Annotated in this window: 13 protein-coding genes; all 13 read left to right on the top strand. The window is 41.1% G+C overall.

Going from position 1 to position 16,301, the window contains the following annotated elements; translation table 11 throughout:
- Positions 1-362 precede the first annotated feature (362 nt).
- The 13 genes from OM074_RS16870 to OM074_RS16810 all read left to right on the top strand — a co-directional run bounded on the left by OM074_RS16870 (position 363) and on the right by OM074_RS16810 (position 16,248).
- On the top strand, positions 363-2,969 hold the full coding sequence (locus OM074_RS16870; RefSeq protein ID WP_301201602.1) for a hypothetical protein: 2,607 nt from the start codon (positions 363-365) through the stop codon (positions 2,967-2,969).
- A 115-nt stretch (positions 2,970-3,084) separates the two neighbouring features.
- Positions 3,085-3,696 (top strand): hypothetical protein, encoded by a 612-nt coding sequence (locus OM074_RS16865; RefSeq protein WP_301201600.1) that lies wholly within the window; start codon positions 3,085-3,087, stop codon positions 3,694-3,696.
- A 93-nt stretch (positions 3,697-3,789) separates the two neighbouring features.
- A complete protein-coding gene (locus OM074_RS16860) occupies positions 3,790-4,608 on the top strand; it encodes a hypothetical protein (protein ID WP_301201598.1) in 819 nt (272 codons plus the stop codon).
- Between the two features lie 79 nt (positions 4,609-4,687).
- The gene (locus OM074_RS16855) at positions 4,688-5,071 is read left to right on the top strand and encodes a hypothetical protein (RefSeq protein WP_301201596.1); all 384 of its coding nucleotides are present in this window, start codon (positions 4,688-4,690) and stop codon (positions 5,069-5,071) included.
- 21 nt (positions 5,072-5,092) lie between these two features.
- On the top strand, positions 5,093-5,926 hold the full coding sequence (locus OM074_RS16850; RefSeq protein WP_301201594.1) for a hypothetical protein: 834 nt from the start codon (positions 5,093-5,095) through the stop codon (positions 5,924-5,926).
- Positions 5,916-6,266: a hypothetical protein gene (locus tag OM074_RS16845; RefSeq protein WP_301201592.1), complete on the top strand. Its 351-nt coding sequence runs from the start codon at positions 5,916-5,918 to the stop codon at positions 6,264-6,266. Before OM074_RS16850 ends, OM074_RS16845 begins: the two co-directional genes overlap by 11 nt.
- A 7-nt stretch (positions 6,267-6,273) precedes the next feature.
- A complete protein-coding gene (locus OM074_RS16840) occupies positions 6,274-7,362 on the top strand; it encodes a hypothetical protein (protein ID WP_301201590.1) in 1,089 nt (362 codons plus the stop codon).
- Positions 7,363-7,381: 19 nt separating this feature from the next.
- Complete coding sequence (locus OM074_RS16835) at positions 7,382-7,558, top strand: hypothetical protein (protein ID WP_301201588.1); 177 nt, start codon at positions 7,382-7,384, stop codon at positions 7,556-7,558.
- Positions 7,559-7,570: 12 nt separating this feature from the next.
- The gene (locus OM074_RS16830; protein WP_301201586.1) at positions 7,571-8,035 is read left to right on the top strand and encodes a hypothetical protein; all 465 of its coding nucleotides are present in this window, start codon (positions 7,571-7,573) and stop codon (positions 8,033-8,035) included.
- 15 nt (positions 8,036-8,050) lie between these two features.
- Positions 8,051-8,689: a hypothetical protein gene (locus OM074_RS16825; protein WP_301201584.1), complete on the top strand. Its 639-nt coding sequence runs from the start codon at positions 8,051-8,053 to the stop codon at positions 8,687-8,689.
- Positions 8,690-8,789: 100 nt separating this feature from the next.
- Positions 8,790-11,291, top strand: a complete 2,502-nt coding sequence (locus OM074_RS16820) for a hypothetical protein (protein WP_301201582.1) — start codon at positions 8,790-8,792, stop codon at positions 11,289-11,291.
- A gap of 6 nt (positions 11,292-11,297) precedes the next feature.
- Positions 11,298-12,338: a hypothetical protein gene (locus OM074_RS16815; protein WP_301201580.1), complete on the top strand. Its 1,041-nt coding sequence runs from the start codon at positions 11,298-11,300 to the stop codon at positions 12,336-12,338.
- Positions 12,322-16,248 (top strand): strawberry notch C-terminal domain-containing protein, encoded by a 3,927-nt coding sequence (locus OM074_RS16810; protein WP_301201578.1) that lies wholly within the window; start codon positions 12,322-12,324, stop codon positions 16,246-16,248. Before OM074_RS16815 ends, OM074_RS16810 begins: the two co-directional genes overlap by 17 nt.
- The last annotated feature ends 53 nt before the right edge of the window (positions 16,249-16,301 follow it).

The raw sequence follows: 16,301 nt of genomic DNA, 5'->3' as shown, positions 1-16,301 counted from the left end.
TCGTATTGTGCAGATTTAAGTAAGCGTGCATTCTTAAGTATAGTTTTTATATTACTTTTCTTTGTTTCAAATATTATTCGTTCATAAGTCTTTCACAATAAGAAATCCGTAGATCAGTTGATAAACTTATGTATATTTCTTTATAAATACAATCAAAGTTTTCAAGGTCAATATCTCTAAAAAAACAGCAAGTAAATTTAATAAAGGAGAATTTAAATAGTATCATATAATAATCTTAATTTCAAAAACTATACCAATCATTATATTGTGTATATATGCTCAAATATCTACATCTTTAATCTAATACCTACAGAAAGTTACAGATTGTAACATATAACCACATCTTCTAATAAGCCTACCATATGTTTGCTCCCACTATGGAAGCAAGCACGAAAAAAGTCTTAGGTACATTAGCAGTTGCAGCAGCCGTTGGCGGTGGTTTTTACCTGATAAAAAAAGGTAGAAAGCTCTTGTCCGGTGCAAAGATGAACTTTGCACTTCTTGGTTTCCGCATTCATAAGCTGAATCTGCAAGAAGTGCAGTTTGCAGTCAAGCTTCGCTGTTACAATCCTACCAATGCTCCCATTACATTAGCCGTTAACCAGGTAGTCGCAAACTACAAAGGTTCGGCAATCGCTTATTCCACCTCCGATATTAAAGGTCTTACTATTGAAGCAGGTTCTACACAAGAACCTGAGATCAAGTTTCAAGTGCCATACCTGAACCTGATTGGCAAAGGTCTGTCAACAGCATTGCTCCAAAACACCGCACAGCTTAAAGCCGATTTAAGCTTTACCCTTTCGCTAAGTATCAATGGCGAAACCATCACCACCACGCAAAATTTAACGCACGAAAGCCATACCGCCAGGTTGGGTTCGCTGAATACCATTGAAAATAAAACCACAATGAGGCAAAATATGAACGGATTAGCATTGGGCGAATTGGGCATTGTGTCCGGCCCACGTAATACACAGGATGGTCGTAAATATAACCATCTGATAAAAAAAGCATCCGGCACAGATGTATTTATAAAAAACGGTAACGTCTTGGAAACGGTTGAAAGCTGTATTGAAACGATTGCCGAACATTTCCGTGAAGTCGAGGAACTTGCCTCAATGCTGCAAGGCGATAACGTAAAGGCAAGTTGTAAAAATATCTTTGACTTTTCATACAAGTATCTCCAATATCATAAAGACGAAGACGGTACAGAACAGCTTCGTACTCCTGCCCGTTTCTGGCTGGATGGACAAATGAGGTTCAAACAAAAAGGGATTAAATCAGCAGGGATTGACTGTGATGATTACAGCATTTTTGTGGGTTCGCTTCTGAAGAACCTGGGCATTCCGTTCAAACTTCGCATTACCAAGTACGATGGTAAAAAGAACTTTCAGCATATCTATGTTATTGTCCCTGCTTTAGGTGATTCAGAGGATGAAATTGTGATTGACCCGGTACTGTCAAAGTTTGACTACCAGAAACCATACAGCTTTGAGAAATCAAATTTTGATATGTCTCCTGTGCAGATTGCAGGATTAAAGGGGATTGATGGTTTGACAGGCTCAAGTTCATTAGGTTTACCCATTTCTGTTCTGTCGGGTATTGATTTGGCAGGTGGTCATCAGGCACAAGCCGACCATGAAGAACTAATTGCCATTGTTTCAGGTGTTGATTTTGATGAAGCCATAAACGGTTTGGGCGATGCAGAAGATGCTACCTATCGGTATTTAGTCCGTACACGTAATTTCCTCTTAAGAAATGCAGATAACAAGGCTAAGATGGCGCATATCCAAAATCCTGACCAATTTATTTCTATGCTGAACCAGGCAATAAAGTTTTGGAATACACCACAGCGAGATAAGGTTTTGGCAAAACTATCTGACATTGAAGATAAACTGACAAAGAATGGTCTGATTAAACTGGATATGGATGCCATTGAGGGATTGGCGGAAGTGGATGATATTGATGAAGAAATTGACGGTCTTGAAGGAAACAGAGGTTTGGGAGGTTTCTTCAGATCCTTAAAGCGTATCGGCAAAAAGATTAAAAAGGGAGTTAAAAAACACATTAAAAAGGTTGGTAAAATCGCCAAGAAAGTAGCCAAAGCCATTGTGCGTTTTAATCCGCTTTCTATCGCTATTCGTAATGGACTGTTGGCCGCATTACGATTGAACATGTTTGGCATAGCAAAGAAACTTCAATATGCTTACCTACCGGAACAATCAGCATCTAAATATGGTATTGATGCAAAGAAACTAAGGGATTTAAAGAAACGCCATAAACGTGTTCGTAAATTATTTAAAGGCTTACAAGGCAGGGAAAAGAACCTGAGAAAAGCCATTTTAAAAGGAGCTAAACAGAAAAGTAAAGATTTCTCTCTAAAAGGTGTTGATGGATTATTGCTTGATTTGCAAGGACTGGAAGCAATCGGAGAACTTGGAGATTTGGGACATTTAGGTGCAGCAGCTACCGCAGCTTCGGTTGGAGCAGCATCGGGAGTGTTAGCCAAGATAAAAAGCTGGTTGAAACCAGTTAAAAACATCTTTTCGAAGATTAAAAGCAAATTCTCAAAAGCTAAGAAAATCAAGAATACTGTATCGCAGTATATACCATCCAAATCAAATCAACAAGTTCAGGAGACTTCAAACTACGTAGCTCCGGAAACCAATAGTTATACGCCACAGCCTGTAGTAAATTCAAATAGTTATGTACCTCAGGCAATCCCACAATCAACATCGGTTGCTCCATACGTAACACCTACAGTTCCGCAAAGGGCTACCCATAATGCTGTTCCAATGAAAAAAGGAATGAGCAAGGGAGCTAAAATAGGTATCGGAATCGGTGCATTGGCATTGCTTGGTACAGGTGCATACTTCGCATTCCGCAACAAGGATGATGATAAGCCAAAGCGAAGCACGCCATCAAAGAAATCCACTTCGAAAAAGGCATTAGGAAGCATAGAATTAAAGTAAAGACAAGGTACGCCTTGTCTCCATAGATAAACAATCATTAAAAATTAAGAACATGGCAGTTAAGAAAACAACGTCAAGCCCTAGGAGAACATCCGCAGGGACAAAAATTGACTTTATGAAAGCCACCAACAACATAGGCAAGCCCATTGCTGCCGTAGCAGGGTTTGCGGTTGGAAAGTACGCTGTTAAGAAGCTCCAAAAGAGCGGAACAGTTAGCGGTTTGCTAGGTAACGACATGAAAGGTTATATCGTTCCGGCAGTGGTTACAATGGGTGGTCTGGTAGGTCAGCAGTTTACCAAGAACGAGTTCATCAAGATGGGCTTGTATGGTGTGGCAGGAGCCGGAGTTGAAGCCACCATCAAAAAAGCAACAGGCAAAACCATTCTTCAGGGATTAACGGGTTTAATGGGTGAAGAGGATGTTATTGATGTGGACTACGAAGAAGTAGACGGGCTTCAAGCATTAAACCCAATCACACAGGCATTGCCAGCAGCCGATATTGACATCGAACGAGAAATAGAAGCTTCTGTTTCTGGTGCAGCAGAAGATTACTCCATGAGTGACGACCCTGTGGGAAGTGCAGCAGCAGATTATGCAATGAGCGATGAACCTATCGGCAAAACAGACTATCCGGATGATGAAGAACCTCAAATCGGTAAGATAAAAGACATCGACCCCGACAGCATGGACTATGACATCTTTTCGGGTGATATGATGGCATCCTGATTTATTCACAACTAAGTAATCAATTCAATTTTATAACAGGCTATTGAGCCACAAAAACAAATTATCATGGCAGAGATTAATGAGCAAAGTGATTTGTACCCTTCAATGGAAGATATAGAAGGTTTAGAAGAAGCGATTCTCGATAAGGAAGAGGATACCCTGGATAAAGAAGATGACCAGGATGATGCAACGGAAGGCATCGGTGAACTCGGACGTTCGAGACGCAGAAGAAGACGCAGAAGCCATAGAGGTCGCAGACGTAGTTACCGCAGACGTGCCGTTCGCAGGTCATACAATGCAGGTAGAAGAAGTACAGCCGTAAAAACTGGTTTGACAACCCAATTGACTTCAAAAGGTCAGTTTGAATTGCGCAGACAACAGCTTCCGGCAGAGATTCAAAAAGCATTGAAAGATGCACGTATGCAGACCGTTGATACGGCAATCTATACCATTAAATCCATTAAGGATAAGTCAGACATTGATTTGATGGAAGCATCGGATGATAAAAAGGCTGGACGTACCAACCTGAACCGTGCCCAGTTGGATTCAGGAAAGTATTTCTTATTGACTGATATCGTTCTTGAGTACGCTCACGGTGCATCGGAAGATGATAACGACCCGGCTGATTTCTCATTTGGTCAGTTCGCACTTCCTGCACAAATCCTTAACGGTACGTTCGAGATGACATTGGGAACGAAAGTAATTCTTCCAGAGGTTTCATGTGCGGTATTCGATGATACAGATACAACCAAGCGTAAGTTCCAGTACAAGCTTGCCAATCCAAAGTGGTTAAAGCCATCAATGGACATCACGCCAAAGTTGAATATGCCAAAGGCTATCAACAACAGCGACAAGGTTTTCAACCCGGCTGTTAAGATTACGCTATTGGGTACAATCACAGAGAAAGCATAGTTTTTAGGGTATGCCATAATCGTTAGAGGGGCGGTAGCGGTATCTGCTTCCGCCCCTTTTTTCTTAATCACTTATACCAATGGAAGTACAAGACAACAACATAAAGAAGCTACAGGTTGTAAAGTTCGAGGTCAAGAAAGGAGAAACCTTTGAGTTCAACGGTAACACCAAAACAGAACACGACCGCATAAAAGGAATCTTCCTACGCCTATCGAATCCACAAGCCTTATCCGGAGCAACACTTCGTGTTTGGATTGACGATACCGAGATAATTCCGGATGATACAGAAGTGGCCTTGTTACATCATAATGATGATATGAGCATCAAAGACGTGACTTTTCCTGTGGACGAAAAAGCCAAGAACAGCCCTGTCAGAATCATTTACAAGGATGATAGCGAAAATCTGACTGTTAACGATAGTTACCATGTCCGTGTATATCTGCTTGCAGAGGTAGATAATTAGCAACTCCCCAATACTCCCGATATGAAAAGATATTTTGTTATTACGCATAAATCCGAGGACAACAACCATATCAACGCACAGGATTTACTTCCTGCTTCCTGTAAGTTGATAACCGGTTTGGCTGTTATCGCTACCGTAAAAAAGAAAACAGAGCTGATTGATGTGGTGGAGAGCCTGGCTTTTCCACAATCATTGATTACCGACCTGTTAAGCGATGAGCAGATTACGGACTTATTCTACTCCTTTTTACGCACCAGGGCTGACGAATATGATAGCCGTGCATTCTTTGAAAGCGATATCCTGCCGGAGATTGTCAGGGTACTGACCAACGGCATCGCTTATTCGTGCCTGGATAAAGATGAGCAAAAGGAACTGAGCGACCATATTTCCCAGGTATTCAACAAACAGTTTACCGACTACATTTATGACGAAGCCAATTTGTTTGCCAGGGGATTAGGAATGACCAACCTTGAGTTTTCTGATTTTATCGCACAGCAGACCTTGTTTTTTACCTATCAGCATAAAGATGAATTGTTCAAAAGAACCATCAAGGCATACGAACAACCGGAATCTTACGAATGTGGCAATATCAGCTTATTGGTAAACGGTAACAGTTTCTTGCTTCGTGATTACATGGTTACGGCAAACAGAAAGATTAAATATCTCAGTAAAGAGATTATTCCTTTCCATGAGCCATTGGAAGTAAACAGCAACATCTACACGGTATTCAAAAGCAACAAGAATAGCGATGAAAATATCCTGACCATCAGGATTTATATCGAGTACGAAGCCCCATCCAAAAAAGAACTTCAATTGTCGAACTCAAATCAGGAGGAAGTGAGCAATGAACACTAGTGAGTTATTACATACCATCGCCAAAGACCGTATTGCCGGACTACGAACCATTGATAGTTACCAGTTAAAACCAACGGTAGTCAGGGTAACAAGTCCCGACATGTCACTTGATTTGAAAAACGACATGTGGATTCTGAACACCAAAGGTCTTCCCGGTTCAATTGATGAATTGGAAATGATAAGCAGCGATAACGTGTTTACTGCAACACCCGAAGAGTACGACTTTATGGATGAGTACCGTTACCAGGTATTCACCGATTACATCGACATTAAAACCCAAACGGAAAGCTTTAAGCCTTACCGATTGGAGTTTGTAAAGATTATCCCTCACCGTAATTAATACAACTATGCTAGATTACAGAGACCAGATACAAAGCATATACGAGTTTATCAAGCGTTCCGAGGTTGAACAAAAATACCCATACGCTTATGAAATATTCTTATTGACAGGTGTTGATGAGACGGCACTTACATCAAGAACCGCAGGAACAGAGATGTTCAACAGCGATATAGAAAAGGCTATCGAAAAAGCCAAACAGGCACACGGCACTTTGCGTGTGGTGGTATATGGTGGCAAGAGCCATAATGCAAAACACATCAACGACTACACGGTAAATGTTAGTGGGTTATTAAATCCACCCAAAGAACCCATTGAAAGGGCTGAAATCCATACCATCATTAAAGAGGAAATGAAGCAGCACCAAATTCAGAACAGTACGGATGAGATTGGTGAGCTGAATGGTTTGTTAGGTTTGATTACAGGAGAAAACGAACAGGCAAAAAGCAAAGTTGAAGGTTTGTTTGGACTGTTCAATGCGCTATCGGGCAACAACAAAGAAGTGGAGCGCATCAACTACCAAAAACAATTGGATGATTTTAAGTTCGAGACACGCTACACCAACCTGGAAGAAAGATATGAGCGTTTGCGTAACGAGAATGCCGAACTACGTGCGGAAAAAGACCGTTATCAGAGCGAAAATAAGGAGCTAAAAACAGAAAAGTCAGACCTTGAAAACCGCTTGGCTGGTTATGCTCCCAACGAAGTGATGAAAAGGGTTGCAACAGGTGCATTGGTCGGTTTAGGTTCACGCATACTTACCAATAGTCCCAAAACAGCAGAGTTGTTAGGGCTTACCGCAGAAGAATTGAAAGGTGCATTGGGTATGGTCGATGACAGTCCTGAAGAATCAGCCACAATTCCAGATACCAATGTTGAGATTACCGATATGGGTTCAGCAAGTTCTCCTGAAGACAAAAAGAAAGCAGAGATTATCAAGAACCTTTCGGATGCACTTATGACGTGGGAATTGCAAGATGTGGCCAAGATAGCCAACATTGTTGGGCTGTGCCTGGATAAAGCGGAACTCATCAATAAAACCCTTGCATTCCTGAACCAAACTTTACAAGGAATGCAGCAAACGGATAGTGAAGAATAAACATTTAAAACAAACGATTATGCGAAAATTCAAAGTAGGAATCACGATTGAAGCTGAAGCTCCGGAGACGGTTCAGCAGATGGGAAACCTGATACAAAATGCGGTTAACAAGGTTGACCAGGAGGACATCATCAAGCTACTGACCAAGGTGGTAAAGAACCCAAAGATTGTAAAGACCGCATTGAGATACATCTAAAACAGTTTACAAATGGACCAGGCAAACAAAGCAGCATTAATTGGCACAGGAATACGCATTGGAGTACCTATATTGGCTATCGGTATCGGTGTTTATGCCATCAAAAAGATGTTCAAGCGTAATGCTGACGGAACAACCTCACAGGTAGCTCCCTCATTAAGTGAAATGGTTCTGAAGAAAGAGAACCTGACCATCTCTCCATCTGATGCTGCCTTGTTTGCAAACACTTTATATGGTGCAATGCTTGACATCGGTACTGATGAAGCTACCATTTATAGCACCATCGCTAAGATTCAATCCAAGGATGACATGTTGCTTGTAATTAAAGCCTTCGGCATGAAACAATACCTATGGGGCGCAAGAGCTGCATTCTTAGGTCAGAACTACAATCTTATCGGGTGGTTAAGAGCCGAACTGGACAGTAAAGAAATTGCCAAAATCAAACCCAAGTTCGACTCTTGGGGAATCCCTCTTTAAAACACGATTACAGCTATGAACAAGAAAAAGAAGATATTATTTATTTCGGGAGGGGTGTTAACCACGGGAGCAATAGTTACCACCGTTTTACTTATTCGCAGACGAAATAGGAAGCAGTCTGCATTAAAAGCTGGAAAAACAGCGAAACGGCAAGGGCTATTGCCTCCTGGTGGTTCTAACATTTTTACAACAAACAGCAATCAGTTACCATCCAATTTTAAGAACTGGAATGGTGGCAACAACTACTTATCGAATGCCCCCAGGGGAATCAGGAACAACAATCCGGGAAACCTGATTTATACCAAAATCAAATGGAACGGCAAACTACCCAAAGAGCAAAACAAAGACAGGCGTTTTGAAATGTTCATTTCGCCAGAATATGGTGTACGTGCCATGATAAAAGACCTCAAGCACGACATCGAAAAAGGCAAGAATACGGTTCCGGCTCTTATTAAGGAATACGCACCCAAGTTTGAGAATAACACCGCAGCATACATCAATACGGTTTGTCAGGACTTAAAGGTCAATAAAACAGCCAAGCTATTACCTACCAAAAATACGCTTCGCCTTTTGGTGCTTTCAATAGCCAGGGTTGAAAATGGAGGCAATTATGTCAGCACAGAACTATTCGACAAAGCTTATTCAATGATATAAAAAGACACAAGACAAAAGTATCAAGACACAAGACTATTACCATTGTGTAAATCATCTTGATACTCAAATCTTAATACTTGATACTAAAAAAATAATATATATGGGAACAATCAAGATGTTTAGGGGAACAACCCCTCCGCTACTTAAAAAAGGCGAATGGGCTTCCGATGGCCAGTACGCTTACTTAGGAATGGAACACGAACAATACAAGGTATTCCAAGGCGTATTTGACATGAGTAAAGACCAACAAATTTCAGGTTTTGAGTATGACCTTGACCAAAAGGCAATCATCATTCCTTCGGGAACTCCATTTTCAAAGCTCCAGCTTTTATTCGATTCATTGCCTAAAGCATTGAAATACCATACCAACGAAAGTGCAAGTATCAGTATCATGTTCGAGGACGGTACTTTTATTAACGACCTGGGAACATTCCTGGTACTTCGTGATTTTTCCTATCAAATCAACATCTGCTCATTGAGTAACAAGGTGGATGGTATGGTTGGTACTTACGTAAAACCTGTAATTTTCCAGAGCGACAAGGCTATTGAGATTTACAATAGTGCCATTAATTTCAGGGATATCCGTTTTGAGTACAGCGATGAAGGAAGCGGTGCATTGGCATTTCTGAACAGTACTACGAACATAGACGATTGCTGTTTTGAGGCTAAGGTCAATCAATCATGTGTATTTGACCGAGGTTATAATAAGATTGTATTTTCCGATACTTATTTCAAGATGAACAGGGATGTTCAGGACACTATCCTGGATAAAGCTTCGGTTGGTTCTTTCATTAATATCGCCCGTTCAAAATCAGCTCCGGACTTTAGACCAAAGACCATTGTACAACAGATTTCAGGTGGTTTGATTATCGCAGGGAACGTCGAAGACTTATTGATTTCAGAGAAGAGTCCTGTGTATATGCCCAATGGAGGTATCGAGGTACATGGCGGTTTTGTGACCGACCCTGATGGAAATATCAATATTGCCATTCCGACAAAGTTATCACAGTTGGAAAACGATATGAACCTGACTTCCAATTTTGAGGAACTGGAAAACAAACCCAATACCATTTCTCCGGAACAAGCTACAGCCATTGAAAACAACAATAAAAAGAGTAGCTATCCACAGGAAGATGCCGAGAAGTTGGCAGGTATTGAAGAAAACGCAACTTCCGGAGCAGACTGGGAAAGCAATGTGCAAAACAAACCTGTAACAATTAGCCAGGAACAGGCAGAAGCAATTGAGGCGAATACTCAAAAACGTACTTATCCTCAAAATGATGAAGACAAGCTTTCCGGTATCGAGGAAAATGCGACTGTTGGTGCTGATTGGGAGCAAAATGTGCAGAATAAACCTGTAACCATCTCCCCACAACAAGCAGCAGACATTGAATCCAATAACAATAAACGCAGCTACCCACAGGCAGATGAAGATAAGCTGTCTGGAATTGAAGAAAACGCTACTATTGGAGCAGATTGGGAACAAAATGTACAGAACAAACCTGTAACCATTTCTCAGGAACAGGCAGCAGCTATTGAAGCGAATACTCAAAAACGCAGTTACCCACAAACCGATGAAGATAAGTTATCGGGTATCGAGGAAAATGCGACTGTTGGGGCAGACTGGGAATCAAATGTGCAGAACAAACCAGTTACCATTTCTCCTGAGCAAGCCGAAGCTATCGAAGCCAATACGCAAAAAGTAAGCTATCCACAAGCGGATGCAGATAAGTTGACAGGAATTGAAGAGAATGCAACTGTTGGAGCAGACTGGGAGCAAAATGTGCAGAACAAACCTGTAACCATATCTCCTGAACAAGCAGCAGCTATTGAAACAAATAGCCAAAAGAATAGCTATCCACAAGTAGATGCAGATAAGCTTGCAGGGATTGAAGAAAACGCAACTGCCGGAGCAGACTGGGAGTCAAATGTACAGAATAAGCCTGTTACAATTACCGAGGAACAAGCAACAGCTATTGAAGCTAATACACAAAAGGTAAGTTATCCACAAGTAGATGCTGATAAGTTAGCTGGCATAGAAGAAAATGCTACACTTGGAGCGGATTGGGAAACGAATGTACAAAACAAACCTGTCACCATTTCCCCAGAACAAGCAACAGCTATTGAAGCCAATACACAAAAGGTAAGCTATCCACAAGTAGATGCCGATAAGTTAGCAGGAATTGAAGAGAATGCGACTATTGGTGCGGATTGGGAGACGAATATACAGAATAAGCCTGTTACTATTTCCCCAGAACAGGCCGCAGCTATTGAAGCAAATACGCAAAAACGCAGTTATCCGCAAGTTGATGAAGACAAGCTTTCAGACATTGAAGAAAATGCAACCGTAGGTGCAGACTGGGATACCAATCTGGTTAATATTCCCGAGTTTCTAACACATTTTATCAATACCTATGTGGAGGCAGGGATTATTGAAGGGGAAAACTGGCAAGCTCAACTTACAGAACTATTGAATTTTCAGATAGAGTTTATGAAAAACTTTGTCGATGCAGGGGTTAACAGCGTTGCTGTGGATGTAGTTGGAAACAGCATGAAATTGAGGTTTACTGACGAATCAGAGAAATCTATCACACTTGAATAGTTTTAAATGAATAAACAGGGCTACATATCAAGGATTCGTGAGGATTTACTGAATGGTCGTAAGCACTCTAAAACCACTATTGAAAGCATTGCCAAAGGTTTTGGTATCACCAACAAGAACCTGGTTAAGGAATATACCGAACTGGCAATAATCCTTAATGCACGAGAGACAGCACACGATAATTCGTTGATCACTTACGAAAAGTACCTTTATATTGTAGCCCTGTATCAATCACAGGTCAACCTGTCTATGCGAACAAGCATGAGCGTGTTGATGCAGCAATATTCTACGCCTGCACCTATTTCGTTCCTGGCATCGAGCTATATTCTCAAAAATAATACTGATAGTGACTTTCCAAAGTATTTAGAACCATCGGCAGGGAACGGACTCTTAACGATTGCTCTACCTTATCAATTCACCCATGTAAACGAACTGGATGATGTACGCTTGGCTAACCTGAAAGAACAACCTTTTGCAAAGGTCAGCAGTTGGGATGCCTTAAAACCTCCATATCCCTATGAAAGAAAATTTGATGGTGTAATCACCAATCCTCCTTTTGGTTCACTCTCTGAACCTATGATGTTCGGTAAATTCAAGATTAAACGCCTGGAACATGCAATGGCATTGAAAGCTTTGCATTGCATGAAAGATGATGGTAAAGCAGCCATTATCATAGGAGGCCATACTACCTGGGATGAACAAGGCAGGGTGACTGCCGGAGCTAATAGAATCTTCCTGAATCACCTCTATCACTTTTACAATGTAGAGGACATTATCCTGATAAACGGGAAAAAACTTTACTCCAGACAAGGAACATCGGTCAATACCCGATTGATTCTGATTGATGGAGCAAAAGAAACACCGGGAGGTGCAGCACCCCTTAAAAATAAACTGCATAGCTCTGTAGTCAATACTCACGAAGAGCTTTGGGACAGGGTGTGGTTAGAGAATCCCCAAAGTAATACTAATAACAAACAATTGAGCTTAGTAAAGTTGAGAGCTAAAGCCATCCTTCTAAAACAAAAGCAATATGAAATCCGAAATTAAATTCCAGAAAAAAAGCATAAAGATAAAGTTCAGCCAAAAACCAAAGGGGCATATTGTTTCCAGGTTAATTGAACTGGGCTTTTCTTCAAAGGATAATAAAAGCTTTATCCGAACTCAAAAACTGGCTCAAAACGAACATGAATACCTACAAGGAATGTTGGGTGTTCAGGGTCTGGGTATGGCTTATATCCCGACTGCCGAAAAAGGTTTTATCCTGGATACAACAGTGCCCGATTCAATGGGACATGAAATGCACATTGCTATCCGCAAAATCAAGAAAAGCATTGGGATGCCTTTGTTTGATTACATCTCTGAGAAACTCGATTACGAAAATGATGAACTTGTAAAATCGCTTTCATGCGAACAGATTGATGCTGTTTCGTTGGCCATCTACAATATTGAAAAGCGTGGCCAGGGAATCATTGTTGGTGACCAAACAGGTATTGGTAAAGGTAGAACCGCAGCAGCTTTGATACGCTACGGTGTTAAAAGTGGTTTGCAACCAATCTTCCTTTCTGAAAAGCCCAATTTGTTTACTGACCTGTATCGGGATTTATCAGACATTGGAAGTTCTGCCCTGGTTCCTTTTATCGTGAACACCAAAGAGAGTAAAACCAATGTAAAAGATAAAAGCGGTGTGATAGTTTATACTGCACCTGAAAAGCCAACACAAGAAAGGATTATCAAGTGCAAGAAAGTACCTAAAAACTATAACTTTGTTTGTGCCACCTATTCGCAATTCAACCAACCCAAGAAACCAGCCAAGCAGGAGTTTTTAAGCTCAGCAGCTAAAGGGAACATTATAATTATGGACGAAGCTCACAATGCTTCGGGAAGCTCCAATACAGGTGAATTTATGCAAGATGTTTTGAGGCAAACCAAAGGTGTTTGTTTCCTTTCTGCCACATTTGCCAAGCGACCAGATAACATGCCTATTTACGCTCAAAAGACTTCGATGAGTGATGCCAATATGCCTAAAGAGGATTTGGTGGAAGCCATCATGAAAGGTGGTGTGGCTTTACAGGAAGTATTAGCAGCGCAATTGGTTTCAGAAGGGCAAATGATAAGACGAGAACGTTCTTTTGAGGGTGTGGAAGTAAACTACATCGAGCTAAAAGAAAAAGCCAAAGAACAGGCTGATATTGCTGATAAAGTAACGGCTATCATTCGTGATATTATAGGTTTCCAGGAGAAGTATATTAACAAACAGGTTAAGCAGCTGGATAAGATTGCTGCAGCCGAGGGAAAGGAAGTAGAAACCAGGAAAGGAACAAGCAAGGCAGGAGTTGATAATGTGCCGTATTTCTCAAAGGTTTTCAATGTTATCAATCAATTGTTGTTTTCCATCAATGCCAATGATGTAGCCAATCATGCCATTAAGCGTTTAAAAGAAGGAAAGAAACCGATTATCGCTTTTGCATCAACAATGGGAAGTTTCCTGGAGGGAATGGCAAAACCGGATGATATTATTAATGGTGATTTTTCAACTGTGTTGGAAAAAGGATTGGATTCAGTTCTTCGTTATACTGAAAAGGATATTGACGGAGAAGGCAAAGGTAAACAGTTCAATATTGCTGACTTACCGGAAGAAGCTCAGTTTGCATATCGTGTTATTATTCAACGCATTGAAAAAGCTTCAACAGGAATTACAATAAGTCCCCTGGACCTGATTATACAGAAAATTAAAGAAGCCGGCTATTCAGTTGGCGAAGTGACAGGACGTAAGCTTTGTGTACAGTACAAATCTACCAAAGCCAATAACACAACGGCTTTGGTGATGAGCCGGAAAAAGGAAAATACAGCTGACCTGTTCCGTCAGTTCAACGACAATGAAATTGATTGCTTGTTGATTAACCAAAGTGGTTCTACAGGAGCTTCGGCACATGCCATTGTTACCGATAAGGTATCAGCTGATCAGGTGAAGCAGCGTGTGATGGTGATACTCCAACCGGAGCTAAACATCAATACTGAAATTCAAAAGCGTGGTCGTATCAATCGCACAGGGCAGATAATGAAACCGATTTATGATTACATTATTTCATCTATCCCGGCACAAAAGCGTTTTATGATGATGCTCAAAAAGAAGCTGAAATCACTGGATGCTAATACCACTTCCAACCAGAAAAGCAGCACGTCACAATTGGAATCGGATGACTTTCTGAATAAGTATGGAGACAAGGTAGTTCGTCAATACATGTTGGAGAATGAAGAGCTAAATAAAGCCCTGGATAACCCACTCAAATTTGAGGGCAAAGAGAGTGATGAGACACCATCCGAAGGTGATGCTTCAAAAGTAACAGGGCGTGTGGCTGTTCTATCGGTTAAGGAACAAGAGAAATTCTATCAGGAAGTCATTGAGCGATATAACGATTACATCGAATACCTCAAGCAAGCCGATGAGTACGACCTTGAAGTGGAAGTCCTGAACCTGAAAGCGGAATCACTTGAAAAACGTGTTGTGATTGCCGGGAAAGGTGGACGTTCGGTATTTGGTAACGATACCTATTTGGAAAAGTGCGAATGCAACGTTTTGAAAAAGCCCTATGGCAAGGCTGAACTTGAAAAGCTGATTCAAAAACAACTAAGCAGCAAACACCCTGATAGCATTTCTGAAGAAATAGTTTTGGCTCACGAGAAATTCGTCCAAAATAAGTTATCTAACGATTTAAAGGCGTTGGAGGATAAATACAAAGACCTTTTTAATGGCATTACCGATGAGAAAGGCTATCAGAAAATTCCTGTATATGACAAAGCAGCCCAAAGAGATTATGTCGCTGAAAGAACCGAAGAAATTGAAGAGGGGAAACAAGCCGAAATTACCAAGACCAAAACACAAAGCGAGAACCGAAAACGCTACTTGAACAACTTTTTCAAGTTTTTCAAAGTCGGTCATGGCTATTTCTATCCGGCAGTCAGTTTTGAAACCGATAGCAGTTCCAATTCATACTCCGTATTTCTTGGTTTCGACATCAACCCAAAACGCAAGAATCCTTATGCACCTTCATCGGTAAAGCTTTGTTTTGCCATATCGGACAGCCGTAAATACATAGTTCTCCCTGCTTCGGGCGATACTGCCAAAGAAATTGAGCGTGTAATGAGCCGTAGCATGCAGCTCTCCACAGGTCAAAAGGAAAGCTTGATTGAGCGTTGGGATGAAGCCATAAAAGACTTCACAGCAGACCGTCAAATACGATACATCGTTACAGGAAACATACTTCAAGGCTCTGCGGACTTTTCAGGCAAGTTGGTAAGCTTTACCACCAAAGGCAGAGGTGTTCAAAAAGGTATTTTAATGAGTGAGGCATGGTCGCCCGACAACTATGTTGTAGCTCCAATAGCCAAACTGCAAAAGCACATTATGAGCCTCCGCAATGGTGCAACCATTGCCACCGAAAACAGGATTACAATAGCCAGGCATTATGATGGCACTTTTAAGGTCATCATGCCTAAAACTAAAACACATATCCCCATTTACACCGATAAAGAAGTGGTGAAGCTCCTGGTTAATAATCGGGATGGTTTTGAAATGGTTTCAGGCAATATGAAGGCTTCGATAGAAGAAAGCAAGATGCCTAAGCTTCTTAATCTGCTTGGTGAACGGTTTAGTTTATCGGTTAAAATTCCACGCCATTATTACGATGAGTTTTTAGATAAGGGAACAAAGCGAAGCAACTCTACTGACAGCCTTACCAATGAGGCGATGCAGCTATTTGAGCAGGATAAAAAAGAATTCCCCAAACGACTGGCCAAACAAAAACAATCTGCACCCAAAGGTAAAAAGGTAAGCATTGACACAGGCAAGCAATTGAAGCTTGTGAAGCTCCGTGCAAAGGCAATCCTGATTAAGCAAAAACAGCTTCGGGCAGTCGCCGGGCTTGGTACTCATCCTAAAATCAAGACCATACTATGACGGAAAAGGAGTTTTATAAAAAGTACAAAGCCATCCACAAGGATATTCGCACC

This window comes from Plebeiibacterium marinum (assembly GCF_026013615.1).
In the GTDB taxonomy this organism is placed as follows: domain Bacteria; phylum Bacteroidota; class Bacteroidia; order Bacteroidales; family Marinilabiliaceae; genus Saccharicrinis; species Saccharicrinis marinus_A.
This window is presented reverse-complemented; position numbering and strand designations above follow the sequence as displayed.

What these genes read in the sequence shown, in the direction of transcription:
- OM074_RS16870 (WP_301201602.1), top strand. Translation starts at nt 363, where the DNA reads ATGTTTGCTCCCACTATGGAAGCAAGCACGAAAAAAGTCTTAGGTACA.
- OM074_RS16865 (WP_301201600.1), top strand. Translation starts at nt 3,085, where the DNA reads ATGAAAGCCACCAACAACATAGGCAAGCCCATTGCTGCCGTAGCAGGG.
- OM074_RS16855 (WP_301201596.1), top strand. Translation starts at nt 4,688, where the DNA reads ATGGAAGTACAAGACAACAACATAAAGAAGCTACAGGTTGTAAAGTTC.
- OM074_RS16850 (WP_301201594.1), top strand. Translation starts at nt 5,093, where the DNA reads ATGAAAAGATATTTTGTTATTACGCATAAATCCGAGGACAACAACCAT.
- OM074_RS16845 (WP_301201592.1), top strand. Translation starts at nt 5,916, where the DNA reads ATGAACACTAGTGAGTTATTACATACCATCGCCAAAGACCGTATTGCC.
- OM074_RS16840 (WP_301201590.1), top strand. Translation starts at nt 6,274, where the DNA reads ATGCTAGATTACAGAGACCAGATACAAAGCATATACGAGTTTATCAAG.
- OM074_RS16835 (WP_301201588.1), top strand. Translation starts at nt 7,382, where the DNA reads ATGCGAAAATTCAAAGTAGGAATCACGATTGAAGCTGAAGCTCCGGAG.
- OM074_RS16830 (WP_301201586.1), top strand. Translation starts at nt 7,571, where the DNA reads ATGGACCAGGCAAACAAAGCAGCATTAATTGGCACAGGAATACGCATT.
- OM074_RS16825 (WP_301201584.1), top strand. Translation starts at nt 8,051, where the DNA reads ATGAACAAGAAAAAGAAGATATTATTTATTTCGGGAGGGGTGTTAACC.
- OM074_RS16820 (WP_301201582.1), top strand. Translation starts at nt 8,790, where the DNA reads ATGGGAACAATCAAGATGTTTAGGGGAACAACCCCTCCGCTACTTAAA.
- OM074_RS16815 (WP_301201580.1), top strand. Translation starts at nt 11,298, where the DNA reads ATGAATAAACAGGGCTACATATCAAGGATTCGTGAGGATTTACTGAAT.
- OM074_RS16810 (WP_301201578.1), top strand. Translation starts at nt 12,322, where the DNA reads ATGAAATCCGAAATTAAATTCCAGAAAAAAAGCATAAAGATAAAGTTC.